Origin of the sequence: Ochrobactrum sp. RH2CCR150, from assembly GCA_014138095.1 — a bacterium.
GTDB lineage: Bacteria > Pseudomonadota > Alphaproteobacteria > Rhizobiales > Rhizobiaceae > Brucella > Brucella gambitense.
Genome location: JACGXE010000004.1, coordinates 437,138 through 462,257, shown reverse-complemented (window position 1 = coordinate 462,257; position 25,120 = coordinate 437,138). Strand labels below are relative to the sequence as shown.

The following is a 25,120-nucleotide window of genomic DNA, read 5'->3' as shown; positions in this document are numbered from 1 at the left end:
CAGTATGGGTACGGTAACCAATGCGTTCGATAAATTCCAATTGTATATTCTAAAGGCTGCGATATGCTGAGCTTATGATTGGCCTCTCCATGAAACACCTCCGCTACTTCGATTCACTGGCGCGCTTGAGCCATTTTGGCCGTGCGGCGGCGGCCTGTTCCATCTCGCAACCCGCATTGTCCTTGCAGATCAAGGAACTCGAAGACCTGATCGGCGCGCCTCTGGTGGAGCGTGGCGGCAGACAAATTCGCCTGACCGGACTTGGCGAAGAGTTTGCGGAAAGAGTGCGTGGCATTTTGCGCTCGGTTGACGAACTGGAAGAGCTGGCGCGTGCGGCACATGGTCCATTCACCGGTCGCCTGCGTCTCGGTGTGATCCCGACGGTTGCGCCTTATCTTTTACCGGAGGTGATCAAGACGCTGACCCAGCGTTATCCGGGGCTGGAACCGCGCCCGCGTGAGGCGATCACCCAGAAGCTGATCGAAGACCTGCTGGAAGCGCGGCTGGACGCGGCGATTGTCGCCTTGCCGATTTCCGAGCCCGCCTTGCAGGAAGTTCCTCTCTTTGAGGAGGAATTTGTCCTGATGCGCCCGCTGGAAGATGCTGACAAGCCGGTTCCGAGCGCCGAAAAACTGCATGAAATGCGGTTGCTGCTTCTGGAAGAAGGGCATTGTTTCCGCGATCAGGCCTTGTCCTTCTGCAATATTACGAATGCGCCGCCGCGTGAACTGATGGAAGGTAGCTCGCTGTCTACCCTCGTTCAGATGGTGGGCGCTGGTATCGGCATCACGCTCGTGCCGGAGATGGCGGTCTATACGGAGACGCTCGCCGCAAATGTCTGCATGTTTCGCCTTGCTGAGCCGCGCCCGTCACGAACCATCGGTCTGGTCTGGCGCAAAAGCAACCCGCTGTCGTCCCAGCTCAAACAGATTGCCGAGATCGTTCGGGAAGTGGGTTTGCATCATCAGGGCAGGATGCAGACGCTTCTGAGCCACTGAGCGGGTCGTCAGTCGCCTGTGCATGGCTGACGAGAAAGCTTATCACCAGTCCAGAACTTCGCCGACAACTTTTCCGGCGACCGACGTGCAGCGAAGATAAACCCGGTTGACCGAAACGTCAGGCAACGGTTTTTCAAATGCATCGCGTGCATAAAAGCCGTATAAAAAATTAGGGGGCGAATTACCCCCTAATTTCCATCCAGCATTGATTAATGAGCTTAAGCAGAGTGAATATTATTTCTTTTTATCAAACCCCATGCGGCCATGGATGTTTTCAGTGGCCGCTAGTGTTGTAGACAGGTCCTTCAGCAAATCTTCAAATGCGAATGAGGCTTTGCTTACAGGGTTGCTGGCAATATGCATTGTACCTCTCCCATTTTTTTAGGTACGCCTTAATATGAAGGCAGCTTATTATTGAAGTAATTTATTATTTCGCGAAACAGCAAAGGAGCGCTGGCAATTTTATATCAGCGATCCCTTGTATACTTCTCTTTCTTGCGAGCGAGATTGTTGCCGAGGTTTCGTCCTCATACTCCTGACCGACCAGCGGTGGTTGCATCCCTAAGCGTTAGTGGCTAAGTCAGTATTGTTACGATATTACATAACGAATCAAAGCTGGAGAGAAGACTATGAGAAAGCTACTCGTGTCGATGGGATTGTGCGCCGCCATGGTGGTGTCGGGTCAGGCAATGGCCGAGACAAAGGAAAAGTCCGCGTCGGATCACGGCCATTCACATAGCCATGGGACCAAGCAGGACCAGGAAATCTACAAGGGCTATTTCAAAGACGAACAGGTGAAGGACCGCAAGCTCTCCGATTGGGAAGGGGACTGGCAGTCGGTATATTCCTATCTGCAAGACGGAACGCTTGATGCCGTTTTCGCTGATAAGGCAAAGCATGGGGATAAATCCGCCAAGGAATATCGGGATTATTATGAAACCGGCTATCGCACCGACACAGGTCGCATTGTGATCAAGGGGGATAAGGTTTCCTTCTACGAAGGCGATAAAGCAGCGTCAGGAAAATATGCAAGCGACGGCTATGAAATCCTGAACTATGCCAAGGGCAATCGCGGCGTTCGCTTCATTTTCAAGAAAGTCGAAGGCGATGCGGCTGCGCCTGACTATATGCAGTTCAGCGATCACCGCATAGCGCCGGCCAAAGCCGATCACTATCACCTCTATTGGGGAAATGATCGCGCAGCCTTGCTCAAGGAAGTCACCAACTGGCCGACCTATTATCCGTCATCGCTGAGCGGTAAAGATATTGCCGACGAGATGATGCACCACTAGCAAAACATTTGCTGCACAGTCGGGTTGAGGGGCTGTTCCTTAACCCGATCTGGAGATAACGTTTCGCTTACGCAATCAGACAGGTTCTACAGCGATTGCGCGCGCCACGGAAGCATTCAGCGCTTCGGATCTCGGTACCTTTCCCAAAGACACAATCAAATCGTAGAGCGGTTGCGCGCACATCGCCTCACAGCTCGCGAAATTTTGACGTTTACGGAAACGTCAAACTGCGCTAGTTTTGAGTCCGAACTGGTCCGGCTCGACCTGAGATTGGGTTTTGGCTGGCCAGAATGCTGCAAAAATGGCAGGTTTTCGAGTGAGAACGATCCTTTTTGTTGCAACATGCAGGCTGTCACAGCGTTTTGCTAATTAAGCAGACAGTAGGCATGAAACGCGGTTTGGAGCCGGTAACCGTCTTTCGCGGGCTGGCTCAGGTGATGAATTTGGAGGATTTTGATGCCGAGCTATCGCGCGCCCGTTGAAGATACGAATTTCGTGCTCAACGACGTTCTGAACTATCAGCGTTACAACAATCTGCCGGGCTTTGCCGACGCGTCGCCCGACGTGGTCGAGGCAATCCTGTCGGAAGGTGCAAAGCTCGCTGAAGGCACCCTGTTCCCGGTCAATCACAGTGGCGACCGCGAAGGCTGCAAGCGCGCCTCCGATGGCAGCGTCACCACGCCGAAAGGTTTCAAGGAAGCCTTCTATCTTTACCGCGAAGGCGGCTGGCTCGGCCTCGCCGTGCCGGAGCAATATGGCGGACAGGGCCTGCCTTACCTGCTGCACACGGCAGTTGGTGAATATATGTCGTCGGCCAATATGGCGCTCACCATGTATCCCGGCCTGACGCAGGGTGCGATTGCCGCAATCCTCGCGCACGGTACCGATGAGCAGAAGGATACCTATCTGCCGAAGATGGTGGAAGGCACCTGGACCGGCACAATGAACCTGACCGAGCCGCATTGTGGCACGGATCTGGGTCTTCTGCGCACCAGTGCCGCGCCGCAGGGCGACGGTTCCTACAAGATTTCCGGCCAGAAGATTTTTATCTCGGCTGGTGAACATGATATGTCGGACAACATCATCCATCTGGTGCTCGCCCGTATCGACGGTGCACCGGAAGGCGTGAAGGGCATTTCGCTCTTCATCGTGCCGAAGTTCATTCTGGATGAAAATGGCAATCCGGGCACGCGCAATGGCGTTTCCTGTGGTTCCATCGAAGAAAAGATGGGCATTCACGGCAATTCCACCTGCGTCATGAATTATGACGAGGCGACCGGCTTTCTGATCGGTGAGGCGCATAAGGGTCTGCGCGCCATGTTCACCATGATGAATGAAGCGCGTCTGGGCGTTGCCTTGCAGGGGCTTTCAATCGCCGAAACCGCCTATCAGAATGCAGCGATCTATGCCCGCGAGCGCATTCAGGGCCGCGCCCTTTCCGGCGCGAAAGAGCCGGAAAAGAAGGCCGATCCGATCATCGTGCATCCGGATATCCGTCGTAACCTGATGTCAATCCGCGCTTTCAACGAAGCAGGCCGTGCGTTCATCCTCTGGACGGCGCTGAATTCCGACATTGCGCACCGCTCCGGCGACGAGGCCGAGCGTCAGGCTGCCGACGATCTGGTCGGCTTGCTGACACCTGTTCTGAAAGGCGTTCTGACCGACAAGGGTTTCGAGCACGCCGTCATGGCGCAGCAGGTCTTCGGCGGTCACGGCTATATCGAAGAACACGGCATGAGCCAGTATGTGCGCGATGCGCGTATCGCCATGATCTATGAAGGTGCCAACGGCATTCAGGCGCTCGATCTCGTCGGTCGTAAGCTGGCGCTGAATGGCGGCCGTGCAGTTACGACCTTCTTCAAGGAAGTGGGCGAATTCTGCGAAGCCAATCGCGACAACGAAAAGCTGTCCTTCTTCACCAAACATCTGAAGAAAGGTCTCAACGATCTTCAGGCCGCCACCATGTGGCTGATGCAAAATGCAATGGCGAAGCCCGACAATGCCGGTGCCGCGTCCAATGACTATATGCATCTGTTCGGTCTGGTCGCGCTGGGGCTGATGTGGGGCCGCATGGCCAAAGTCGCGGAAGACAAGCTGGCGGCAGGCGAAGGCAACAAGGCTTATCTTGAAGCGAAACTCGTCACTGCACGGTACTATTTCGAGCGTATCATGCCGGAAAGTGCCGCCCATCTCGCACGCATCCAGTCGGGCGCGGATAGCATGATGGCGCTGCCTGCGGACGCGTTCTGATTTTCTGCTGACATCTTTGAGGTTAGGCCGGGTTCTTCGGACCCGGCGGGAAGGAGAAAAAATGGCTGAGGCTTATATTTACGATCACGTGCGGACACCGCGCGGGCGCGGCAAGAAGGACGGTAGCCTGCATGAAGTGCCTGCCGTGCGTCTGGGCGCGAAGGTTCTGGAATCCCTGCGCGACCGCAACGGCATCGATACCGCAAAGGTCGATGACATTATTTTCGGCTGTGTCGATCCGGTCGGCGAAGCCGGTGCCGTCATCCCGCGCTCTGCCGCGTTCGAAGCCGGTTACGACTTCAAGGCCCCGGGCATCCAGATTTCGCGCTTCTGCGCTTCTGGTCTCGATGCCATCAATCTGGCTGCCGCGAAGGTTGCCTTCGGTGCCGACGAACTGGTGGTTGCTGGCGGCGTCGAAAGCATGTCACGCGTCGGCATGGGCATGTCGGGCGGCGCCTGGTACATGGATCCATCGGTCGGCTTCCCGGGCTATTTCATGCCGCAGGGCGTGTCGGCCGATCTGATCGCCACGAAATACGGTTTCAGCCGCGACGATGTCGATGCCTATGCTGTCGAAAGCCAGAAGCGCGCCGCCAAGTCGTGGGAAAAGGGCTATTTCAAAAATTCGGTCATTTCGATCAAGGATCAGAACGGCCTGACCATTCTCGACCATGACGAACATATGCGCCCGACGACCGATATGCAGGCGCTGGGCCAGTTAAACCCGTCCTTTGTGATGCCGGGAGAAATGGGCGGCTTCAATGCCGTCGGCATTCAGGCTCATCCGGAAATCGAAACGGTCAACCACGTCCACCATGCCGGTAATTCGTCGGGCATCGTCGACGGTGCGGCGGGCGTTCTGGTTGGCTCCAAGAAGGCAGGCAAGGCGTTCGACATCAAGCCGCGCGCCCGCATCCGCGCTTTCGCCAATATCGGCTCCGACCCGGCGCTGATGCTGACCGGCCCGGTCGATGTAACGGAAAAGTTGCTCAAGCAGGCCAAGCTGAAGATTTCGGACATCGACCTGTTCGAACTCAACGAAGCCTTTGCCGCTGTGGTCCTGCGCTACATGCAGGCCTTCGATATTCCGCACGACAAGATCAACGTTAATGGCGGTGCGATTGCCATGGGCCATCCGCTCGGCGCAACCGGCGCAATCATCCTCGGTACGGTGCTGGATGAACTGGAGCGTCGCGATCTCAACACCGCGCTGGTGACCTTGTGCATCGGTGCCGGCATGGGCACGGCGACGATCATCGAGCGCGTATAAAGCGAGGGAGGTTTTTACGAATGGCTTACACGAATTTCAAAGTTGAGACCGACGCCGACGGCATTGCCCTCGTCACCTGGGACATGCCTGAAAAGTCAATGAATGTGTTCACCGTCGAGGTGATGCAGGAACTGAACGCCATCATCGATGCGGTGGTCGCGGACGACAAGATCAAGGGCGTGGTCATCACGTCCGGCAAGGAAAGCTTCTCCGGCGGTGCCGACCTGACCATGCTGGAAGGCATGTTCAAGGAGTTCCAGAAGCAGAAGGCCAAAGACCCGCAGGGTGCTGTCCAGTCCCTGTTCGACAATGTCGGCAAGATGAGCGGCCTGTTCCGCAAGCTGGAAACCAGCGGCAAGCCGTGGGTTTCGGCTATCAACGGCACCTGCATGGGCGGTGCGTTTGAAATGTCGCTTTCCTGCCATGCTCGCGTGGTTTCGGATGCGCCGGGCGTGAAGCTGGCGCTTCCTGAAGTGAAGGTCGGCCTGTTCCCGGGCGCTGGTGGTACGCAGCGCGTTCCGCGTCTTGCCAATCAGCAGGATGCGCTCCAGATGATGACGACTGGCTCCAGCCTGACGGCGCAGCGTGCCAAGGCAATGGGTCTCGTAACCGAAGTTGCCCCGGCAAAGAAGCTGGTCGAAACCGCGAAGAAGCTCATCAAGGGCGGCCTCAAGCCGGTTCAGCCATGGGATGAAAAAGGCTTCAAGCTGCCGGGCGGCGCGATCTATTCGGCCGCAGGCGCCAATCTCTGGCCTGCTGCGACTGCCATTCTGCGTCGCGAAACTTCCGGCAATTACCCGGCGGCGCTGGCTATCCTGAAGTCGGTTTATGAAGGCCTTCTGGTGCCGTTCGATACCGGCCTCAAGATTGAGCAGCGCTATTTCACCGAAATCCTCCAGACGACCGAAGCGGGCATGATGATCCGTTCGCTGTTCGTGTCGTTGCAGGAGCTGAACAAGGGCGCCCGCCGCCCGGCGGATGAAAAGCCGACCAAGCTCAAGAAGATCGGCGTCATCGGCGCTGGTTTCATGGGGGCGGGCATTGCCTATGTGACCGCCAAGGCGGGCATTCCGGTGGTGCTGATCGACCGCGATCAGGAATCCGCCGACAAGGGCAAGGCGCACACTGCCGACCTTATCACCAAGGAAATGCAGAAGGGCCGCGCTACTGAGGCCGATAAGGAAAAGCTCCTGTCGCTCATCACGGCAACGCCTGATTATGCTGAACTCGACGGTGCTGATCTGGTGATCGAAGCCGTGTTTGAAGACCGCGAAGTCAAGCGCGTCGCGACCGAGAAGGCGGAGGAAGTGTTGAAGTCTTCGGCGATTTTCGCGTCGAACACCTCGACCCTGCCGATCAGCGGTCTTGCCAAGGTCTCGAAGCGTCCGAAGAACTTTATCGGCATCCACTTCTTCTCGCCTGTCGATAAGATGATGCTGGTGGAAGTCATTCTCGGCAAGAAGACCTCGGACAAGGCGCTGGCCGTCGCGCTCGATTATGTCCGCGCGATCAAGAAGACGCCGATTGTTGTCAACGACACGCGCGGCTTCTACGTCAATCGCTGCGTGCTGCGCTATATGTCGGAAGCCTACAACATGCTGGTTGAAGGCGTTCCGGCTGCCATGATCGAAAATGCCGCCCGCATGGCCGGTATGCCGGTCGGTCCGCTGGCGCTCAACGACGAAACCGCCATCGATCTGTCGCAGAAGATTCTCAAGGCAACGCTTGCTGATCTCGGCGAGAAGGCTGTCGATCCGCGTCATGTCGAGCTGGTGGACAGGCTCGTCAACGAGTTCGACCGCAAGGGTCGCAAGAATGGCAAGGGATTCTACGAATATCCGGCCAAGCCTGCCAAGAAGCATCTCTGGGCCGGTCTGAAGGATCTTTATCCGCAGCAGGACCCCGACAAGATCGATGTGAAGGAGCTGAAGGAACGCTTCCTCGTCACCATCGCTCTGGAAGCTTCGCGCGTGATGGAAGAAGGCATTGTGACCGATCCGCGCGAAGCGGATGTCGGCTCGATCCTGGCTTTCGGTTTTGCACCTTATACGGGCGGTACACTGTCCTATATCGATGGCATGGGGGCGAAGAAATTCGTCAAGCTTGCCAAGGAGTTGCAGAAGAAATACGGCCAGCAGTTCAAGGCCCCGAAGCTGCTTCTCGACATGGCCGAGAACGGCGAAAGCTTCTACCAGCGGTTCAATCCCTATAAGGGCGAAGCCAAGAAAGCAGCTTGATCCCTAATCCCTGAAAAATCTGAAAAGCGCGGTGTGAAAACACCGCGCTTTTTTATTGCTCCCACTTTTCGGCGACCGCTAATTAAGAAAATTTTCCCTGTCAATTCGTGCATCTTGCGCAAAACCCCAATTTTCGGTAGGTTCTGGCAAAAGTCGGCACAAATTATAGGTTTAAAATCCTAAACGGCGCGTCCCCCATGGTCCGAGTTTGTCGTGGGAAGAAACCTGCCTGAATTGACGGATCATACCATGTTTTCTCACGACAGCATCTGGGCGGCGATAGACGCGTTGGCCGAGCGTCATTCCTTGAGCGCGTCGGGGCTTGCGCGCCGCGCCGGTTTGGACCCCACGACCTTTAACAAGTCGAAGCGTTATGCAGCCGATGGGCGCGCACGCTGGCCCTCGACGGAATCGCTGGCCAAGGTGATGGAAGCCACCGGCGCAAGTTTTGAAGAACTCACGCGCCTGATTGGCGGCGGCGGTACTGCGAACCAGGGATTCGGCGATTATATGCAGGATCCGCAGCCGATCCCGCTTCTTGGCATGGCGGAGGCTGGTACAGGCGGTTATTTCGACGATGCCGGTTTTCCTGCCGGGCAGGGTTGGGACATTGTGGAATTTCCAGTGGGCACCAGTGAAGGTGTGTATGCGCTGGAAGTTTCGGGCGACAGCATGTTGCCCCTTTACCGTGACGGCGATACGTTGATTGTCGCGCCCAATGCGCCGGTGCGTCGCGGCGACCGCGTGGTGGTGCGAACCAAGGACGGAGAAGTCATGGCCAAAATACTCTATCGCCAGACACCACGTACAATCGAATTGCATTCGCTCAATCCGGAGCATTCAAACCGCAACTTTGAAACCAAGGATGTGGAATGGATCGCCAGAATTCTATGGGCTAGCCAGTAATGGCGCAGTCGCAAATGAAAAACCCGAGAAGCCATTCGCGCGTCGTTTATGGTGGTCTCGCCGCATTGACCGGCGCGCTGCTGGCCGCAGCTTTCATCGCCCCTTTCTACGGCGCGCTTGAGGGGCCGGTGCAGGTGATCACCAGTGATGGCGATGCCGCAAAGCCGAATGGCGGCTCCGGTAATGGCATTGTTGTCGAGCAGTTCGATTATAACGAACCGGACACCAATGCTGACGCCAAAACGCAGACCCCGCCTGCGGGTGAACAGCAGAATGCGCAACCCGGCAGTTCCAGCGATGAGGCCAACGGTCTTCAGCGCGAAGCGCCGCGCCCGCCGCTCAGCGATCTGGGATTGGCCGCCTCGCCGAAGCCGCCGGAACCCGTCGCGCCGACTGAGACCAACACCCAGCCATTGACGCAAGTTGGCGAGAACGAGGACATGCAGCTTCTGCAACGTCCCGTCGCTGTGGCTGCGGGGCGGCTGGAAAGTCAGGGTCGTCTGATCGATCTGCAGGGTATCGAGGTTGTGCCGGTCGAGCAGAGTTGCCAGACGGCCGCGGGAGAAAGCTGGCCCTGCGGCATGCAGGCGCGGACGGCTTTCCGGCAATGGCTGCGTTCACGCGCCATCATGTGCCGACTGCCGCAGAACGACAGCGGTGCTGCTATCGCCACAGCCTGCAAGCTGGGCAATGACGATGCCGCCGAATGGCTGGTGACGAATGGCTGGGCCAAGGCCACGTCAGACGGTGCCTATGCCGATGCGGGCCGCAAGGCGGAAGATGCACGTCTCGGTATTTTCGGAGACAAGCCGGATGCTTCCTTGCAGAGCCTTGAGCCAGACCCGGGCAATGGTTTGAACAATCCGTCGCCCTTGGCACCAGAAACCGAGCCGCAGCCCTCGACGCCTTCTCCGCAGCAGGGCGAGTTCCCGCCAGCGCCGGCGGCACCAGCACCGGCAAACTAGGCTTCGGCTGTTGCCTTTGGGATTGTGCTTGAGGCCGTTTTCAGCGGAACGGTGATGACAATCAGGCACGCGATGACCAGTACCACTCCCAGCCAGCCCATGGCTGGGAGACGTTCCCCGACGATAACCACAGCCAGCAGAGCGGCGATTACCGGTTCGACCAGTGTGATCGTCGTTGCCATGCTGACGGGAACACGCGCAAGGCCGATGCCGAAGCAGACATAGCCGAGGAACATCGGCACCGCCGCCATGTAAATGCCGACAGCGGCGTTGTTCCACGAGGAGAGAAAGGGCGCACCGGTCATCAGCAGGACCGGCATCAACAACAGGCCGCCAATGCCGAAGGTCGCGCCCATCGCTACGGATGAATGTATACCGCTCAGGATTAGCCCACGCGCCGTCCATGAATAGAGCGCGTAGGTGAACCCCCCGATAAGGCCAAGGCCAATGCCGATCAGCACAGAGCTTCCGGTTTGAATGCCGCTATGCGCCGATCCCTCGGCGACTGATATGAGGATCATGCCAAGCAGTCCGATCATGGCCCCCCACAGCCATTGCCGCGACAAGCGCGAACCGTCGAACACATATTCGATCAAAGCGGAAAGCAGTGGTGCTGAACCGAGCGTGACGACGGTTCCAATGGTCACGCCAGCCATGCGCATCGAAGCGTAGAATGCGAGCGGATAAATGGCCACGGCCACTCCGCCCAGAACGAGATTGCGCCAGTGCTGGCCCAGTTGCGGCAATGCGCGCATGATGCCGCGCCCGGCAAGGGCCGCCTGCATCAGTCCGCCCACACCCATTGCGGCAGCGCCTATAGCGGCAGCACCCACTTCCGGGGCAAAGGTGGCGGCAGTTCCGGTCGTGCCCCAGACGACGGAGGAAAACAGAATGGCGGCGACGCCAATTGCATAATTGCGGGATGAAGTGCTCATAATGTCCCCAGCATGTCCGATGCCATTGCCCGCGCTTCCTGAATGCAGGCGCTTGTCCCCTCAAGTCCGGCACGCGACATTGCCCCTTCCAGCAGAAAAGACAGTTGCCGGGCCAATGCCGTCGCTCTTTCAGGAGCGTCAGGCAACAGTTCGGCCAAGTGGCCTGCCAGCAAGGCCTCGACTTCTCGTTTGTGATTTTTCACGGCCTGACGTCCGATATCGCCAACGGTCAGCTCGGCAGCCGCATTCAGCAGCCCGCAGCCGCGAAAGCCATGCTCATAGGCAAATTCAGCGTGGTCCTGATAAGCGTCGAAAACCGCGAGAACCTTTTCCCGCGGCGTAACAGCTTGTTGCACGCGCACATCGTAAAGGCCCAGCCATTCGGCATGGCGCACTTCGAGATACTGGTTCACCAGATCGGCTTTGGACGCAAAATTGTTATAGAGGCTCTTCTTCGCAACGCCCGCTTTTTCAACGATGGCGTCGATGCCCGTTCCGCCAATCCCATGATTGTAGAAAAGGACGGCAGCGGCGTTGAGCAGCTTTTCGCGTGCGCTTTCCGTCGAAGCCGGAAATGGAGTTTGAACGGTCGTCATCTCGGATTTCCTCACAGTAGGTAGACCGTACTACCTACTGTGAGAAGTAGAGTCAATCGGAGCAAACCGCGGCGGTGATTTCAGACACAAAAAAGCCCCGCGCCGGGTGGCTGCGGGGCTTTTCATTGGTGATGTAGGATCAGGCCAGTTCGCCAGCCAGCGCCTTTTTGATCAGGGCGCGGGTTTCGTCAATGCCGTAAAGCGCGACGAAAGAGCCGAAGCGTGGGCCGCGTTCCTGACCGATCAGCACTTCATAGAGCATCTGGAAGAAGGAAACCGACACGCCGGGGCCGCCTTCCGGGCTCTTCTTGGTGTGATCCTGATAGCGCTCGATGGCGCGTGCGACGTCCAGAATGGCGTTCTGGATGTCGTTGCCATCGGTCCCGGCAGGCAGGGTTCCGAGCTTGGCATCCAGCGCTTCCAGTGCAGCGCGCTCCACATCGTCCGGGGCGCGGAACTGCTTGGTCGGCTTGACGAAATCGTTGAAGTAACGGATCGCGTAACCGACGAGCGCATCCAGCTCCGGATTGTTTTCCGGCGTGACGCCCGGTGCGTGACGCGAGATGAAACCCCACAGAACCGACGGGCTTTCCGCATTCGAAGCGCTGACCAGATTGAGCATCAGGGCAAAGGTAACCGGCAGGTTGACCTTGGGCGGGTTGCCGTAATGGATATGCCAGACCGGATTGTTCAGGCGGTCTTTCCACTCCTGACGGTCATAGGCCGAAAGATAGGTGAAATATTCGTCCACCGCCTTCGGGATAACATCGAAATAGAGACGCTTTGCCGTCTTCGGCTTCTGGTAATTGTACAGCGCAAGGCTTTCGGTCGGCGCATAGGAAAGCCACTCGTCGATCGAGATGCCGTTGCCCTTGGACTTGGAAATCTTCTGGCCGATCTGGTCGAGGAACAGTTCATAGACGAAATGTTCCGGCGCGCGTCCGCCGAGGATAACGCAGATACGGTCATAGATTTCCGAATTGGTCTGGTGATCCTTGCCGAACATTTCGAAGTCGACGCCGAGTGCTGCCCAGCGCATGCCGAAATCCGGCTTCCACTGCAGCTTCACATTACCGCCCGTGACGGAAAGGGTGGTTTCAACGCCGTCATCGTCGAAAGTGATCGTGCCAACCTTGGCATCGACCTTCTTCATCGGCACGTAGAGCACGCGGCCCGACTTGGGCGAAATCGGCAGGAACGGGCTGTAGGTCGCCTGACGCTCTTCGCCAAGCGTCGGTAGCATGACTTTCATGATATCGTCATAGCGCTCGACGGCCTTGAGCAGCACGGCATCGAATTTGCCGGACTTGTAATATTCCGTCGCGCTTGCAAATTCATAGTCGAAGCCGAACGTGTCGAGGAAGCGGCAGAGCATGGCATTGTTATGCTCGGCAAAGCTCTTGTACTCGCCGCCAAACGGGTTCGGCACCGACGAAAGCGGCATTTGCAGATAAGGCTCAAGGGCGGCCTTGTCCGGCACATTGTCCGGGATCTTGCGCATGCCGTCGAGATCGTCGGAGAAGCAGATCAGGCGCGTCTTCACCTTGTCTTCCGTCAGAACACGGAAGGCATGGCGCACCATCGAGGTGCGGGCCACTTCGCCAAAGGTGCCAATATGCGGCAGACCCGACGGGCCATAGCCGGTTTCGAAGATCACCGTGTCCGGCAGGCCGGTCTTGGCATAGCGCTTGAGGATTTTCTTCGCCTCTTCAAAGGGCCATGCTTTCACGTCTGCGGCCGCCGCGGTCAGTTCCGGGGTCAGCGTGATTTCGGGCAGACGATGCGAGGTCATGGTTTTATCCTGATATCCTGTGAAGGGCGTGATTTTTGAAAAACGGTGCACAAATCCGTGCTTATGCTCTATGGCGCGCCAACCCTGTGTCGTCAACGGCTGGTGCGGAATTTCCTTGCGTAACCGCAGGAGGCTTCCTAACTTTCCGGCAAATTGTAACCGGAAACGCTGATTCCGATCCTGGAGCGGTTTCGGTTAGAACGGAATCGTAGATCCGCTCTATCTGTTTGTTTTTACGCATTGTCCTACGCAAAACCGCTACGCACTTTTGCTGGAAATGCTCTAGTGTTGCTGAGGAGTACCCGATGAAGAAAATCTCGCCGCAAGATGCGCTCGTCTACATCATGATCACGACGTCGGCTGCCGACACGACGATGTCCGATGCCGAACTGGAGTCCATCGGCAATGTGGTGACGCGCCTTCCGGTGTTCCGTGGGTTCGATACGGTCGAGCTGCCGCGCCTTGCCAATGAGTGCTATGCGCTGCTGGCCGATGAAGACGGTCTGGAAAAGATCCTCGATCTTGCCCATGACGCATTGCCGGAAAAGCTCTACGATACGGCCTATGCGCTGGCGGTTGAAGTGGCTGCCGCCGATCTGCATGTCGAGCAGGAAGAGCTGGAGTTTCTCCAGATGCTGCGCGACCGCTGGACGCTGGACGAGCTGACCGTTGCCGCCATCGAGCGCAGCGCGCGGGTGCGTTTCCGCAAACTCTGAACCTATTCAGCAAACTGATGAAAAACGCCGGTCCGATACTCTTGGGCCGGCGTTTTTCACTCGTGGCAAGTTCGGGTGAAGCCCTTTACCAGGACGGCTGAACCGAGCCCTTGAATGTCTCTTCGATGAAAGCCTTCACTTCGGGGCTGTGATAGGCGCTGACAAGTTCCTTGACCCAGTCGGCATCCTTGTCGGCGGTGCGCACGGCGATGATGTTGAAATAGGGGGCCTTTTCGCCTTCGCGGATCAACGGGTCCTTGGCCGGGTTAAGGCCAGCTTCCATGGCGTAGTTGGTGTTGATGACGGCGGCCTCGACATCTTCCAGCGAGCGCGGCAATTGTGCCGCATCAAGCTCGACGAATTTGAGGTTCTTCGGGTTTTCGGTCACGTCGATGACGCTGGCGCGCAGGCCCTTGGCGGGATCGATCTTGATCAGGCCGTTATCGGCCAGAACCAGAAGGGCGCGTGCGCCATTGGTCGGGTCGTTGGGGATCGCAACCGTCGCACCATCGGCGAGTTCGGAAATGGTCTTCAGCTTCTTCGAATACATGCCCATCGGGAAGTTGACGGATTGCGCCACGCTCACAATGTCGAACTTGCGGTCGGCAACCTGATTGTCGAGATAGGGCTGATGCTGGAATGAATTGGCCTCTATCGCGCCATCGGCCAGCGCCATGTTCGGAATGACGTAATCGGAAAATTCCTGAATATCGATTTCCAGACCCTTGGCGGCGGCCACTTCCTTGACCTTTTCCATGATCTGGGCGTGCGGGCCGGGCGTGACGCCGACACGTACGGTTTTTGCCATCGCCGATCCGGCTGTGCAGAAAGCGAGAATGAGGGCGGCGGTAAGCAGCTTACGCATCGGAACTCCTGAGATGATTTGTATGGGACTTGGGAGGTTTAATGATTGCTCATAAAGGGATCGTTCCGGCTGAAAAAGATCATGCTGACCATGTTCGACCTTTCGTGCACAAAAAAGCGGGCGGGAATGAACCCGCCCGCCTGCATGTTTTCAAAATATCAGCACACGACAGGGAGCCGTCGTGCCTTACGTCGTTCAAAAGCTGCGCGCATGACATGAGCGGCTTCTGAAAAAGTTGCGTTTTCTTTCCAGCGTTCCGCATGAATCAATGTGGACGGAACGATATCCCTCAATGCTTCCAGCGTGTGGCGCGGCACCATGTCGGTGCAGTTCCACAGGCGGCGGAAGACAACGCTGATACGCGTAATCTTGCCATTGACCTGAACAACCGGCTCGGCCGATTCAAAAGTCCAATCTTCATAAGCGTCAACTGCATCCTGAAATGCGTGATGAAGATAGATCGGTGCGTGACCGTCATGAAGCGGGGGCAGCAAACTAGACATTTCTGTTTCCTCTCTTCCAATGTGGTTCAGCTTCAAAGACCTGCAGCCGGATTTCTATCGGGCCTGCAAGTGGGTGGAACAGGAGCGGGGTATCCTCCTGTTGTCATGTGCTTGCCGCCTCTCCTCACGAAATGCGACAACACATAATTAACCATGATCTATGCAAAGGCGCCTGTTTGGCAAGGGGAGAATTTCTTAAGATAGGCGTTAAGTGAAAAATTAATTCAGCAATATTCTGAAAAATACTGAACAATCAGTGGGCATATAATTGGATTATACTGCGTTGATCTATTGGTCAAAATATTCAAAAAAGGAAATGATTTTCAATATTTATTGTCGTGGTGACAGGATTTGACCCTGTCATTTGGCTGGGGCTGCGATAGGAATATGCAGACGGTAAGAAAAATGCGGGGCCGGAGGGGTCATGTCTCAATTCACCACGTCGCGAAGAGCTTTTCTGGTCGGCTCGACCTTTCTGGCTGCGTCAATCGCATGGCCGAAATGGGCACGAGGGGAGGGCGACGTGCAAAAAGGCGGACGACTTGTGGTGGCGGCGGACTCCGAACCACGTAATCTCAACCCGGCTATCGTCGCCTCCAATGGCGTGTTTTTCGTTGCAAGCAAAATTGTCGAGCCGCTGGCCGAAGCCTCTTTCGACGGCGAAAACGGTTTGAGCCCGCGTCTGGCTACGGGTTGGGAAGGCTCGGCTGACGGGCTGACGGTAACATTCCGCCTGCGCGAAGGCGTTAAATGGCATGACGGCACGCCGTTTACGGCGGCAGATGTGGCCTTTTCCGCGCTGGAAGTCTGGAAGCCGTTGCAAAATCTTGGCCGCGTCGTGTTCAAGGCGCTGGAAAAGGTGGAAACGCCGGACGACCATACCGCCGTCTTTCATTTCTCGGTGCCAACACCGTTCCAGCTCATACGCAACGCTCTGCCAGCGCTGACTGCTGTTCTGCCGAAACATATCTTTGCTGGAACCGATATTGCGGCCAATCCGGCCAATGAAAAGCTTATCGGCACAGGACCGTTCAAATATGCGGAGCACAAGACCGGCGAATATTACCGGCTGGTCCGGAACGACGCCTATTGGGGCGAAAGCGAGCCCTATCTCGACGAGATCGTCTATCGTGTTTTGCCCGACCGGGCTGCCGCAGCCGGAGCGCTGGAGGCCGAAGAGATTGATCTGGCTGCGTTCTCCGCCGTGCCGCTGGCCGACCTTGACCGCATTTCGAAAGTGCCGGGGCTGACGGTTATTTCCAAGGGCTATGAGGCGCTGACCTATCAGCTGGTGGTTGAAATCAATCACCGCCGCAAGGAACTGGCCGATCTGAAGGTTCGTCAGGCGATTGCTCATGCGATCGATCGCGACTTTGTGGTCAACACCATATTCCTTGGCTATGCCAAGACCTCGACCGGCCCGGTGCCACGCTATGACAGCCAGATCTATACGGATGATGTGCCGTCCTATCCGTTCGATGTGGCCAAGGCGAATGCGCTTCTGGACGAGGCGGGCTACAAGCGGGGCGATGGCGGAACGCGCTTCGCGCTGAAGCTGCTGCCCGCGCCCTATTTCAACGAGACCAGGCAGTTCGGTGATTATCTGCGACAGGCTCTGGCCGCGATTGGCATCGATGCCCGCATCGTCAACAATGACGCGGCAGCGCATCAGAAGGCGGTCTATACCGACCACGACTTCGACCTCGCTATTGCGCCAACCGTCTATCGTGGCGATCCGGCCATCTCCACCACCATTCTGGTGGAAAGCGGCATTCCGGCGGGTGTGCCATTCTCCAATCAGGGCGGCTATGCCAATGCCGAATTGGATACCCTGATTGCCGCCGCAGCGCGCGAGATCGATGAGGTGAAACGCACGGCGCTTTACCATCAGTTCCAGCAGAAAGTGGAAGCGAACCTGCCGCTTATCAATGTTGCCGAATGGGGTTTCATCACGGTTGCCAATGAGCGGGTGAAGAATGTTTCCAACAATCCGCGCTGGGCTGTTTCCAACTGGGCCGATACCTGGGTTGAACCGCGATAGAGCATTTCCAGCAAAAGTGCGTAGCGGTTTTGTGTGGGATAATGCGTAAAAAAATAGATAGAGCGGTTCCACGATTCCGTTTTAACCGGAACCGCGATAGAACGGTGACGAAACAGCGCGTTGATTGTATCGTCGCGGCGTGGCGCAGATTCTGACCCTTCTCCGGAAACGTCTGATCGGCAGCATTCTTGTGCTGCTGATTGTCGTTGTCGGCTGTTTTCTGATGCTGGAACTTGCGCCCGGCGACGCGGTTGACGCCTATGCCGTCAGCTTTGGTGGCGATGCGGCGCAGATTGCGGACATGCGCGCCCGCTGGGGACTGGATCAGTCGGTCTGGCATCGGCTTGTCGCCTATCTCGCCTCTCTTTTGCAGGGCAATCTGGGCTGGTCGGTGAATTTCAACCGCCCTATCCTCGGCGTTATTCTGGAACGGTTGCCCAATACGCTGCTGCTCATGGGCGCGGCGACAGCGCTGTCTTTTGCCGTTGGTACTTTGCTTGGGCTTGTCGCAGGCGCAAGACCCGGCAGTTTTCGGGATCGTTTCCTGTCGGTAACCTCTCTAGTGCTCTATGCCATTCCGGGTTTCTGGCTGGCGCTGGTGCTGGTTATCCTGTTTTCGATCCGGCTGCGCTGGTTGCCATCGAGCGGTATCGAAACGATTGCATCGGGCAAGCAGGGTCTGGCGCGGGCAGGCGATATAGCGCGTCATCTGCTGCTGCCGGTTGTGTCGCTGGCGCTGATTTATCTGGCGCTTTATCTGCGTGTCATGCGCGCTGCGATGGCTGACATATGGCGGATGGATTTTGTGCGGGCTTTACGCGCGCGCGGCATTTCGCGGCCGCGCATCGTGTTGCGCCATGTGGCGCGCAATGCGTTGTTGCCGCTCGTCACCTTGCTCGGATTGCAGGCGGCCAGCATGTTGGGCGGCAGCGTGGTGATCGAAAGCGTCTTTGCGGTCCCGGGTCTTGGCCGATTGGCGCAGGAAGCTGTTGCGAGCCGTGATACCCCCTTGCTTCTGGGCGTCATTCTCACAAGCGCGATCATGGTGATCGTGGTCAATTTCCTTGTCGACCTTCTCTATGTCTGGCTCGATCCGCGCATTGCCCAGCGGATGGCAGGAAAGGCCAGCGTATGACGGTGTTTCTGCGCAGTCTCAGGACCGGCGAGGGTCTGGCGGGTTCGATCATCCTGACGATCCTCGTCGCAGCCGCGCTGCTGGCGCCGCTTCTTTTCCCCGGCGATCCGCTGCGGATCGTTGCCTCCCCGTTGCTGTCACCGTTCGAAAATAGTGCCTTTCCGCTCGGCACAGACCGGCTCGGGCGCGATGTGCTGGCCGAGCTTTTCCATGGAGGGCGCACCTCGCTGATTGTCGGGCTTGCGGCGGCTTTGGCCTCCATCCTTGTCGGCAGCGCGCTCGGCGTGCTGGCAGGCTTTGCAGGCGGGATTGTCGATGAAATCCTGATGCGGATCACCGAGGCGTTCCAGACCGTACCCGGCTTCCTGCTGGCGCTGGCGCTGGTCAGTCTTGCCGGGCCGTCATTGCCGGTTCTGGTGGCGGCAATTGTGCTTTCGAGCTGGACGCAGGCCGCACGGCTGACACGCGGGCAGGTATTGTCCATCCGCGAACGCGATTATGTGGCGTCGGCACGCATTATCGGCATGCATCCGCTGGAGATCGCTTTTCGGCAGATATTACCCAATGCCTTGCCGCCGGTGCTGGCGCTGGTGCCGGTGATCGTCGCTTCGGCCATACTGATCGAGGCCGCACTGTCCTTTCTGGGGCTGGGTGATCCGAACCGGGTCACATGGGGCGGGATGATTGCGGAAGGCCGGACAGTGCTGCGGTCCGCGCCGTGGCTTTCGATTGTGCCGGGACTGGCATTGGCGTTGACTGTCGTTGGCGTTTATCTGGCGGGTGAGGGCGTGACTGCCGCCGCGGCAACGCGCGAGGCGCAATCATGACCCTGCTCGTGCATCTGGAAAATCTCGCCGTCACCTATGGGCGCGAAACGGCGCTGGGCAACATCAAGCTTGATATCGAGGCAGGTAAAACGCTTGCCATTATCGGCGAGAGCGGCTCCGGAAAAAGCACGCTGGCGCTGGCGCTAGCCGGGCTTCTGCCTGCCAATGCGCAGGCTTCAGGGCGCATCGACTGGGCCGATGGTCCAATGAAGCCGGGCCGCGATATCGGCTTTGTTTTTCAGGACCCGGCATCAAGCTTCGACCCACTGATGAGCATCGGCGCGCAGATGGTCGAAACCATTCGCGCCCACGAAAAACTGGACAATTCTGCTGCAAAGGAGCGGGCGCTCGCCCTGCTTGAGCGCGTGCATATCCCCGAAGCGGAGCAGAGTTTTTATCGCTATCCGCATCAGTTTTCCGGCGGGCAAAAGCAGCGTATCGCCATAGCGCTCGCCATTGCCGCAAATCCGCGTGTGCTGATCGCCGACGAGCCGACAAGCGCGCTCGACACCATTGTTCAAAAGGAAATCGTTGCGCTGCTGCGCAAACTGGTACGTGAAGACGGTATGACGCTGATCTTCATCACACATGATATTGCACTCGCCTCCGGGCTTGCGGATCGCATCGCGGTCTTTCGCCGGGGTAGGCTTGTGGAAAGCGGCGATACGCGCGCGATCATTGACACCCCGCAGACGGACTATACGCGCGCGCTGATTGCTGCTGTACCTGCACTGGAGCTGACGCCCCATGGTTGAGACCTTGTTGCAGGCTGATGGGCTGGTGGTGCGCTATGGCGCGGCATTGGCGCTCGATCATGTCGGCCTTGAGATCGCCAAGGGTGAAACCTTGGCGCTGGTCGGTCCGTCTGGCAGCGGCAAGTCCACGCTTGCGCGTGCTTTGCTGCGGCTGCATCCGCTGGAAAGCGGGACGATCCGCTTTGAAGGCGAGGATTGGCTGGCATGGCAAGGCGCTACGCTGCGAAAGCGTCGTGCGCGCATGCAGATGGTGTTTCAGGACCCGTTATCCGCTTTCAACCCCCGCGCCAGTGTCGGCGATCTTCTGCATGAACCGCTGCGCATTCACGGCATCAAACGCGATATTGCGGGACTTTTGGAAAAGGTCGGGCTTGATCCGGCGCTTGCGCGGCGTGGGGTGCACGAAATTTCCGGGGGCCAGCGGCAACGCGTGGCGATTGCCCGTGCGCTCGCGACATCCCCCTCGCTGATTGTGCTGGATGAAGCGGTATCGGCGCTCGATGTGACGGTGCGTGGCGCAATTCTCGATTTGCTGCGGGAAATACAAAGGGCCGAGCAGACGGCCTATCTCTTCATCACCCACGATCTCGCAGTTGCAGCGCAAATGGCGGATCGCATCGCGGTGATGGAGCGCGGGCGGATTGTTGAAAACCGCCCGGCGCGGGAGCTGATCCTGACACCGCAAGCGCCTGTCACCAGAGCGCTGATTGATGCAGTGCCGAGGCTAGAGGTTTAAGCCTTGCCGAGTTCCTCTGAACGCTTGCGCGCTGCTTCAACCGCTTCGGCAACAAGCGTCTTGAGGCGGTCGCCGCCCATCAGCACTTCCAGCGCGGCGGCGGTGGTGCCGTTCGGGCTCGTCACCTGTTCGCGCAGTTTCGACGGGGTGTCGGTGCTGGCATCGGCAAGCGCGCCCGCACCCATCACGGTCTGCATGGCAAGAAGCCCTGCCGTTTCGCGCGGCAGGCCAGCGCTGACACCGGCATCGGTCAAGGCTTCGATGAAGTGAAACACATAGGCCGGGCCGGAGCCCGAAACCGCCGTGACGGCATCCATCAGCGCTTCGTCATCAACGCTGGCGACCTTGCCCGAGGTAGCGAGCAGGCGCGCGACGAAAGCTTCATTGTCAGCGGTCACATTGGCGTTCTTGAAGGTCACCATCATGCCCTTGCCGATGGCGGCAGGTGTATTCGGCATGCAGCGGAGGATGGCTGCATCCTTGCCCAGATGGGTCTCGAACAGTGCAACCGGGATGCCTGCTGCAACGCTGACAAAGGTGGCGGCAGGCGCAAAGTGCTTATAGGCAGGCAGAACAGCGTTCATGACCTGCGGCTTGACCGCAACGAGGATCATGCGCGGCTTGAGGTCGGCAGGCAGTGCGTCCGCGCTGGAATAGCCATGCACGCCAGCACCCACAGCGCGCTCGCGAAGCGCATCCGTCGGCTCGACGACATGAACATCGCCTGCTTTCAGAATGCCGTTGTCGAGCCAGCCTTTGAGCATGGCAAAGCCCATATTGCCGCAACCGACGAGAATGACCTTATCCTGCATAGTGATTGTTCCGCCTGTCTGAGTGTTTCGGCGCTCGAGCGCCAAGGTTGTTTGCAGACGGTATAAACCTGCGTCTTCGCGATCCGCAAGGCGGCTGTGCCATATTTGCTCATTACAGCCGGGCAAAACATAAAACTGCGGAAACTATAGTTTTCTTGCCCGTAAATTATTGATGCATCATAAATTATCGACCAGTATGTCTTGAGAAAGTCACATGGAAATCGCGGGTTTTTAAGTTTATCCGTGCTGTTGGAATGAGGGGCCAATGGATCCGTCTTTGACTACTGGTATTCCGCCAGCGGAGGCATTCGGCCACGTCCGCATCATCATCGGCATGATTCTGGGCTTGTGTGTTTCGCGCCTGCTCACCGGCTTTGCGCGTTTCATCCAGCATCCCGGCAAACAGAGAATCTATCCGGTGCATATGGCCTGGGTCGCCTTCGTGCTGCTGTCGGTGGTGCATTTCTGGTGGTTCGAATTCGGCCTCAGAATAATTCCCCAATGGACATTCGAAAAATATCTTTTCGTGATCTTTTATGCCGGGCTTTACTTCCTGCAATGCACGCTGCTCTTTCCCGACAGCATGGAGGAATATACCGGTTATCGCGATTACTTCCTGTCGCGGCGCAAATGGTTCTTCGGCATTCTGGCGCTGATCCATATCGTGGATGTCCTCGACACCCTGTTGAAAGGCGTCGATCACTATCACCTCTATGGTATCGAATATCCGATCCAGACTGTGTGTTTCATCGTGTTCAGCGTCATCGCCATGTTCTCGGACAACCGGCGTTATCACGCGGTGTTCGCCACGCTCGCCTTGCTATACCAGATCGTCTTCACACTGCGGCACTTCGCGACGCTAAACTGATCGCTTCTGCCTATCCGCATTGCGCGCCGTTTGCGCATCCACAAGGGTGCGAAATTGGCGCAACAGAGGGTGGCGTTCGGTCTGCTTGAGGCCGTAGTCGAGGTTGAACGCATAATCGAAATCGGGAGGGTTCAACCCGATATTATGCTGCAGCATGGTTTCGATCTTGTCGAACCCCTTGGCGAAGATCGCTTCCGGGGAGGTGCCGCGATTGTAATCGGCCCAGAGGTCAAGAATTTCCGCACGAAGATCGTCGGGAAGCGGTGCGCATAGTTTTATGAGATCGGCCTTTTCACGCTCGGCGCGGCCATCGTCGGCGCTTTGGTGAATGGCTGGAACATCGCCGGAAATCGCTTCGCCCAGATCATGCACAAGGCACATTTTGAGAAGGCGCAAGCGGTCGCAATCTCCAAGTTCCTTGTCGAACAATGTGACCAGAAGACAGAGCCGCCAACTGTGTTCGGCCGTGCTTTCCGGGCGTCCTTCGGCGGTATGGCCGGAACGTAATGTGCTTTTCAGGCGTTCTGCTGCCTGAATGAACTGAACAATGCCTTCGAGGCGATCCATATCGACCGGATGTTCCATTTTGGTTTGCATCGTTGCCTCCTCCAGTCGCGCATCGGTATGAATCACTATGGAAAATTACAATTTTAACGGTTTGTTTGCCATGGTGGATGCCATAATTCTCATGGTCTGTGATATGGGCATAATCACGGGTGGATGGTCCGGGCATTCGGACCGGTAGATGGGCTTGGATAGGCATCGGGAAAAAGCGATGGTTGAGCAAAGGAACAAGGGACAAGCTGCTGTCGTGCGCCCCTTATTAGCTTATGCTCCCGAGTTTTTGGCCCGGTCTCAGGGTGTCACGCCTGATCTCAGCCCCACGAAGACGACCGCCGAGCTGGCCGAGGAATTGCTGGCCGAGCGCGAGCATCGCAGGCGTCGCGACGAACTTCTGCGCCGCAAGCAGGAAATGCTGGATGGCGAACCGGCAGCACCTTCAACAGCTCATGATCCTGCTGCCGATATGCGCCAGCGCATGAGCGCCATACGGGCCGAATTACAGTCCCGGCTTGAGCCGGACGCAGCGCCCCAAACGCTGATCCCTGCACCCGACCTGCAAAGGCGGGTTGAACCGGAACGCGCGGCTGTCGCTCCAGCCGCTGTGGCGCAGCCTGCCAAGCCCCGCGGGCGCTGGCGTCTGCGTTGGGGCCGCATTCTCGGTTTCACCGTATTGGGTGGCTTGCTGGGACTTGGCTATGCAGCCCTTAATCCGCAGCATTATAGTGCCTCAACTTCCTTGCAGGTGTTTCCTTCCGAACGCCGCAGCGAGATTGCATCTGAAGCGGTGCTGAACCGTGCTGCACAACTGGCGCGCATCCAGTCGCCACAGGATTTCGGGCCTCCACCGCTTCTTGACCAGCTACGCCACGCGCTTGATCGGTTCACCACAGCGGAAGGCGAGGCCGAGGCTGCGTCACCCGCCGGGCAATCGGGCGCAGCACTGCTGCGCCCTCATCTGGAATTCTCGCAGGCGCTTGATAGCGGCATCGTCACGGTCGAGGCCAGGGCCGCAACACAGCAAACGGCAACTGCCGTTGCCAATGCCGTTGCGCAGGCTTTCCGCGATCAGCTGACGGGCAGCACGGGTGGCCCGGATGCCGGTCTGCCTGAACGGCTGCAAGCGTTGGAAGCGGATGCAGCGTCCGCCATGACGGCGGTTGAAGCGTTTCGCGCCAGCCGGAATTTCGGCGACGGTGATCGGGTGGCGCTTGAAAATGCCTTTGCTGAGGCCAAAGCCGAAACGGCGCGGATCGGTGCCGAGGCTGGTCGCTTGAGCAACATGACGGCGGAGAGCCTGTTGCAGGACGGATTGCCGGAAGACATGCGGTCCGGCGCACTGGGTCAGCTCGTTGACCAATATCGCGCAGCCGGGCAAAGCGATGCGGCCAAAAACCTTGCCGCTGAAATCGATACGGAAATCGCCAATCAACGCGGTCTGATTCAGGCCGATCTGCGAAAAGCCGTCGAAAACGAACAGAAGGCGGCTTCCGCCATGCGGGGGCTGAATGCAGTGCCTGCAACGGACGAAGACCGCAATCGCCTGCAGGCGATGGAGCGCGATCTGGCCGCACGGCAGGCGCTATTCGAAGATGCGCAAATGCGCGCGGCGCAAGGTGATATGAGCACCTTGTCGGCGACGGGAGCCACGGTGCGGCTCGTCGCACCGGCGAGTTTGTCTTCAAGTCAGCGCGGCTTTTCGTTGCAGAATTCGGTTCTGGCCGGATTGCTTGGCGGGCTCTGGCTTGGCCTCTTCTCGTGTCTGTTTGGAAGCAGGGTAGCACCTTCGGGAAAAGGGCAGGGGCCTGACGAAGCCGAGGCCGACGACGTGCTCGAAACCTATGGCGAAACGCGGCTTGCCGCCGTTATTCGTGAAGCGAACGAGCGCTGGGAGGTTGAGAACAACCGGGTCGATACAGCCGGAGAGGCGGACGAGTTGCAGCGCACTATCGACGATGTGCGCGCGAACCGCGGCACCCGGTTCTGATATCATTCCTGAAACTTCTGAAAATCCTGTCCCGATTTTCACTTTGTCGCGCTTTCGCCAATTGTCATCGCGC

Annotated in this window: 23 protein-coding genes; 15 read left to right on the top strand and 8 right to left on the bottom strand. The window is 57.8% G+C overall.

Annotated elements, in window-relative coordinates:
- The first annotated feature begins 74 nt into the window (after positions 1 to 74).
- Positions 75 to 998, top strand: coding sequence for a hydrogen peroxide-inducible genes activator (locus tag FHW03_RS11990; RefSeq protein WP_182520821.1), 924 nt, complete (start codon positions 75 to 77; stop codon positions 996 to 998).
- Between the two features lie 234 nt (positions 999 to 1,232).
- Here FHW03_RS11990 and FHW03_RS26055 read toward each other — a convergent pair whose 3' ends face one another.
- Positions 1,233 to 1,361 (bottom strand): hypothetical protein, encoded by a 129-nt coding sequence (locus tag FHW03_RS26055; RefSeq protein WP_377514679.1) that lies wholly within the window; start codon positions 1,359 to 1,361, stop codon positions 1,233 to 1,235.
- A gap of 266 nt (positions 1,362 to 1,627) precedes the next feature.
- Here FHW03_RS26055 and FHW03_RS11985 point away from each other — a divergent pair, with 266 nt between their 5' ends.
- From FHW03_RS11985 to FHW03_RS11960, 6 genes are all read left to right on the top strand, one after another.
- Positions 1,628 to 2,290 (top strand): metal-binding protein ZinT, encoded by a 663-nt coding sequence (locus tag FHW03_RS11985; RefSeq protein WP_182520820.1) that lies wholly within the window; start codon positions 1,628 to 1,630, stop codon positions 2,288 to 2,290.
- A gap of 456 nt (positions 2,291 to 2,746) precedes the next feature.
- Positions 2,747 to 4,540 carry an acyl-CoA dehydrogenase C-terminal domain-containing protein gene (locus tag FHW03_RS11980; protein WP_182520819.1) on the top strand — a complete coding sequence of 598 codons (1,794 nt, stop codon included), beginning with the start codon at positions 2,747 to 2,749 and terminating at the stop codon, positions 4,538 to 4,540.
- 61 nt (positions 4,541 to 4,601) lie between these two features.
- Positions 4,602 to 5,810, top strand: coding sequence for an acetyl-CoA C-acetyltransferase (locus tag FHW03_RS11975; protein WP_182520818.1), 1,209 nt, complete (start codon positions 4,602 to 4,604; stop codon positions 5,808 to 5,810).
- Between the two features lie 20 nt (positions 5,811 to 5,830).
- A complete protein-coding gene (locus FHW03_RS11970; RefSeq protein ID WP_182520817.1) occupies positions 5,831 to 8,047 on the top strand; it encodes an FAD-dependent oxidoreductase in 2,217 nt (738 codons plus the stop codon).
- 249 nt (positions 8,048 to 8,296) lie between these two features.
- Complete coding sequence (locus FHW03_RS11965; protein WP_182520816.1) at positions 8,297 to 8,953, top strand: helix-turn-helix transcriptional regulator; 657 nt, start codon at positions 8,297 to 8,299, stop codon at positions 8,951 to 8,953.
- Positions 8,954 to 8,967: 14 nt separating this feature from the next.
- Positions 8,968 to 9,918, top strand: a complete 951-nt coding sequence (locus tag FHW03_RS11960; protein WP_377514676.1) for a thermonuclease family protein — start codon at positions 8,968 to 8,970, stop codon at positions 9,916 to 9,918.
- Here the strand turns inward: FHW03_RS11960 and FHW03_RS11955 are convergent.
- The 3 genes from FHW03_RS11955 to FHW03_RS11945 form a co-directional block, all read right to left on the bottom strand.
- Positions 9,915 to 10,853, bottom strand: coding sequence for an EamA family transporter (locus FHW03_RS11955; protein ID WP_182520814.1), 939 nt, complete (start codon positions 10,851 to 10,853; stop codon positions 9,915 to 9,917). The two genes, FHW03_RS11960 and FHW03_RS11955, sit on opposite strands and share 4 nt — an antisense overlap.
- Positions 10,850 to 11,449 carry a TetR/AcrR family transcriptional regulator gene (locus tag FHW03_RS11950; protein WP_182520813.1) on the bottom strand — a complete coding sequence of 200 codons (600 nt, stop codon included), beginning with the start codon at positions 11,447 to 11,449 and terminating at the stop codon, positions 10,850 to 10,852. Before FHW03_RS11950 ends, FHW03_RS11955 begins: the two co-directional genes overlap by 4 nt.
- Positions 11,450 to 11,588: 139 nt before the next feature.
- Positions 11,589 to 13,241, bottom strand: coding sequence for a lysine--tRNA ligase (locus tag FHW03_RS11945; protein WP_182520812.1), 1,653 nt, complete (start codon positions 13,239 to 13,241; stop codon positions 11,589 to 11,591).
- Between the two features lie 305 nt (positions 13,242 to 13,546).
- On the opposite strand from FHW03_RS11945, the gene FHW03_RS11940 reads away from it, so the two are divergent.
- Positions 13,547 to 13,957: a tellurite resistance TerB family protein gene (locus tag FHW03_RS11940; RefSeq protein WP_182520811.1), complete on the top strand. Its 411-nt coding sequence runs from the start codon at positions 13,547 to 13,549 to the stop codon at positions 13,955 to 13,957.
- Between the two features lie 85 nt (positions 13,958 to 14,042).
- Here FHW03_RS11940 and FHW03_RS11935 read toward each other — a convergent pair whose 3' ends face one another.
- Complete coding sequence (locus tag FHW03_RS11935; RefSeq protein WP_182520810.1) at positions 14,043 to 14,822, bottom strand: MetQ/NlpA family ABC transporter substrate-binding protein; 780 nt, start codon at positions 14,820 to 14,822, stop codon at positions 14,043 to 14,045.
- Positions 14,823 to 14,980: 158 nt separating this feature from the next.
- Positions 14,981 to 15,325 (bottom strand): hypothetical protein, encoded by a 345-nt coding sequence (locus tag FHW03_RS11930; RefSeq protein WP_182520809.1) that lies wholly within the window; start codon positions 15,323 to 15,325, stop codon positions 14,981 to 14,983.
- A gap of 424 nt (positions 15,326 to 15,749) precedes the next feature.
- Between FHW03_RS11930 and FHW03_RS11925 the strand changes: the two genes are divergently transcribed.
- From FHW03_RS11925 to FHW03_RS11905, 5 genes are all read left to right on the top strand, one after another.
- A complete protein-coding gene (locus FHW03_RS11925) occupies positions 15,750 to 17,366 on the top strand; it encodes an ABC transporter substrate-binding protein (protein ID WP_182520808.1) in 1,617 nt (538 codons plus the stop codon).
- A 139-nt stretch (positions 17,367 to 17,505) separates the two neighbouring features.
- The gene (locus FHW03_RS11920; protein ID WP_182520858.1) at positions 17,506 to 18,501 is read left to right on the top strand and encodes an ABC transporter permease; all 996 of its coding nucleotides are present in this window, start codon (positions 17,506 to 17,508) and stop codon (positions 18,499 to 18,501) included.
- Positions 18,498 to 19,328, top strand: a complete 831-nt coding sequence (locus FHW03_RS11915; RefSeq protein ID WP_182520807.1) for an ABC transporter permease — start codon at positions 18,498 to 18,500, stop codon at positions 19,326 to 19,328. Before FHW03_RS11920 ends, FHW03_RS11915 begins: the two co-directional genes overlap by 4 nt.
- On the top strand, positions 19,325 to 20,083 hold the full coding sequence (locus tag FHW03_RS11910; protein WP_182520806.1) for an ABC transporter ATP-binding protein: 759 nt from the start codon (positions 19,325 to 19,327) through the stop codon (positions 20,081 to 20,083). The genes FHW03_RS11915 and FHW03_RS11910 overlap by 4 nt, the downstream gene beginning before the upstream one ends.
- A complete protein-coding gene (locus FHW03_RS11905; RefSeq protein ID WP_182520805.1) occupies positions 20,076 to 20,819 on the top strand; it encodes a dipeptide/oligopeptide/nickel ABC transporter ATP-binding protein in 744 nt (247 codons plus the stop codon). Before FHW03_RS11910 ends, FHW03_RS11905 begins: the two co-directional genes overlap by 8 nt.
- Here FHW03_RS11905 and proC read toward each other — a convergent pair.
- Positions 20,816 to 21,631: a pyrroline-5-carboxylate reductase gene (gene proC / locus FHW03_RS11900; RefSeq protein WP_182520804.1), complete on the bottom strand. Its 816-nt coding sequence runs from the start codon at positions 21,629 to 21,631 to the stop codon at positions 20,816 to 20,818. The genes FHW03_RS11905 and proC overlap by 4 nt on opposite strands.
- A 265-nt stretch (positions 21,632 to 21,896) precedes the next feature.
- On the opposite strand from proC, the gene FHW03_RS11895 reads away from it, so the two are divergent.
- Complete coding sequence (locus FHW03_RS11895) at positions 21,897 to 22,499, top strand: hypothetical protein (RefSeq protein ID WP_182520803.1); 603 nt, start codon at positions 21,897 to 21,899, stop codon at positions 22,497 to 22,499.
- Here FHW03_RS11895 and FHW03_RS11890 read toward each other — a convergent pair.
- Positions 22,491 to 23,096, bottom strand: coding sequence for an HD domain-containing protein (locus FHW03_RS11890; RefSeq protein WP_182520802.1), 606 nt, complete (start codon positions 23,094 to 23,096; stop codon positions 22,491 to 22,493). The two genes, FHW03_RS11895 and FHW03_RS11890, sit on opposite strands and share 9 nt — an antisense overlap.
- 178 nt (positions 23,097 to 23,274) lie before the next feature.
- Between FHW03_RS11890 and FHW03_RS11885 the strand changes: the two genes are divergently transcribed.
- Positions 23,275 to 25,047 (top strand): lipopolysaccharide biosynthesis protein, encoded by a 1,773-nt coding sequence (locus FHW03_RS11885; protein ID WP_182520801.1) that lies wholly within the window; start codon positions 23,275 to 23,277, stop codon positions 25,045 to 25,047.
- Positions 25,048 to 25,120: the final 73 nt, after the last annotated feature.

Bases quoted from the DNA above. Each gene is read 5' to 3' on its own strand.
- FHW03_RS11895 (WP_182520803.1), top strand. From the start codon at position 21,897: ATGGATCCGTCTTTGACTACTGGTATTCCGCCAGCGGAGGCATTCGGC.
- FHW03_RS11980 (WP_182520819.1), top strand. From the start codon at position 2,747: ATGCCGAGCTATCGCGCGCCCGTTGAAGATACGAATTTCGTGCTCAAC.
- FHW03_RS11990 (WP_182520821.1), top strand. From the start codon at position 75: ATGATTGGCCTCTCCATGAAACACCTCCGCTACTTCGATTCACTGGCG.
- FHW03_RS11905 (WP_182520805.1), top strand. From the start codon at position 20,076: ATGGTTGAGACCTTGTTGCAGGCTGATGGGCTGGTGGTGCGCTATGGC.
- proC (WP_182520804.1), bottom strand. From the start codon at position 21,631: ATGCAGGATAAGGTCATTCTCGTCGGTTGCGGCAATATGGGCTTTGCC.
- FHW03_RS11950 (WP_182520813.1), bottom strand. From the start codon at position 11,449: ATGACGACCGTTCAAACTCCATTTCCGGCTTCGACGGAAAGCGCACGC.
- FHW03_RS11965 (WP_182520816.1), top strand. From the start codon at position 8,297: ATGTTTTCTCACGACAGCATCTGGGCGGCGATAGACGCGTTGGCCGAG.
- FHW03_RS11960 (WP_377514676.1), top strand. From the start codon at position 8,968: ATGAAAAACCCGAGAAGCCATTCGCGCGTCGTTTATGGTGGTCTCGCC.
- FHW03_RS11970 (WP_182520817.1), top strand. From the start codon at position 5,831: ATGGCTTACACGAATTTCAAAGTTGAGACCGACGCCGACGGCATTGCC.
- FHW03_RS11955 (WP_182520814.1), bottom strand. From the start codon at position 10,853: ATGAGCACTTCATCCCGCAATTATGCAATTGGCGTCGCCGCCATTCTG.
- FHW03_RS11915 (WP_182520807.1), top strand. From the start codon at position 18,498: ATGACGGTGTTTCTGCGCAGTCTCAGGACCGGCGAGGGTCTGGCGGGT.
- FHW03_RS11935 (WP_182520810.1), bottom strand. From the start codon at position 14,822: ATGCGTAAGCTGCTTACCGCCGCCCTCATTCTCGCTTTCTGCACAGCC.
- FHW03_RS26055 (WP_377514679.1), bottom strand. From the start codon at position 1,361: ATGCATATTGCCAGCAACCCTGTAAGCAAAGCCTCATTCGCATTTGAA.
- FHW03_RS11890 (WP_182520802.1), bottom strand. From the start codon at position 23,096: ATGCAAACCAAAATGGAACATCCGGTCGATATGGATCGCCTCGAAGGC.
- FHW03_RS11930 (WP_182520809.1), bottom strand. From the start codon at position 15,325: ATGTCTAGTTTGCTGCCCCCGCTTCATGACGGTCACGCACCGATCTAT.
- FHW03_RS11945 (WP_182520812.1), bottom strand. From the start codon at position 13,241: ATGACCTCGCATCGTCTGCCCGAAATCACGCTGACCCCGGAACTGACC.
- FHW03_RS11975 (WP_182520818.1), top strand. From the start codon at position 4,602: ATGGCTGAGGCTTATATTTACGATCACGTGCGGACACCGCGCGGGCGC.
- FHW03_RS11885 (WP_182520801.1), top strand. From the start codon at position 23,275: ATGGTTGAGCAAAGGAACAAGGGACAAGCTGCTGTCGTGCGCCCCTTA.
- FHW03_RS11940 (WP_182520811.1), top strand. From the start codon at position 13,547: ATGAAGAAAATCTCGCCGCAAGATGCGCTCGTCTACATCATGATCACG.
- FHW03_RS11985 (WP_182520820.1), top strand. From the start codon at position 1,628: ATGAGAAAGCTACTCGTGTCGATGGGATTGTGCGCCGCCATGGTGGTG.
- FHW03_RS11925 (WP_182520808.1), top strand. From the start codon at position 15,750: ATGTCTCAATTCACCACGTCGCGAAGAGCTTTTCTGGTCGGCTCGACC.
- FHW03_RS11910 (WP_182520806.1), top strand. From the start codon at position 19,325: ATGACCCTGCTCGTGCATCTGGAAAATCTCGCCGTCACCTATGGGCGC.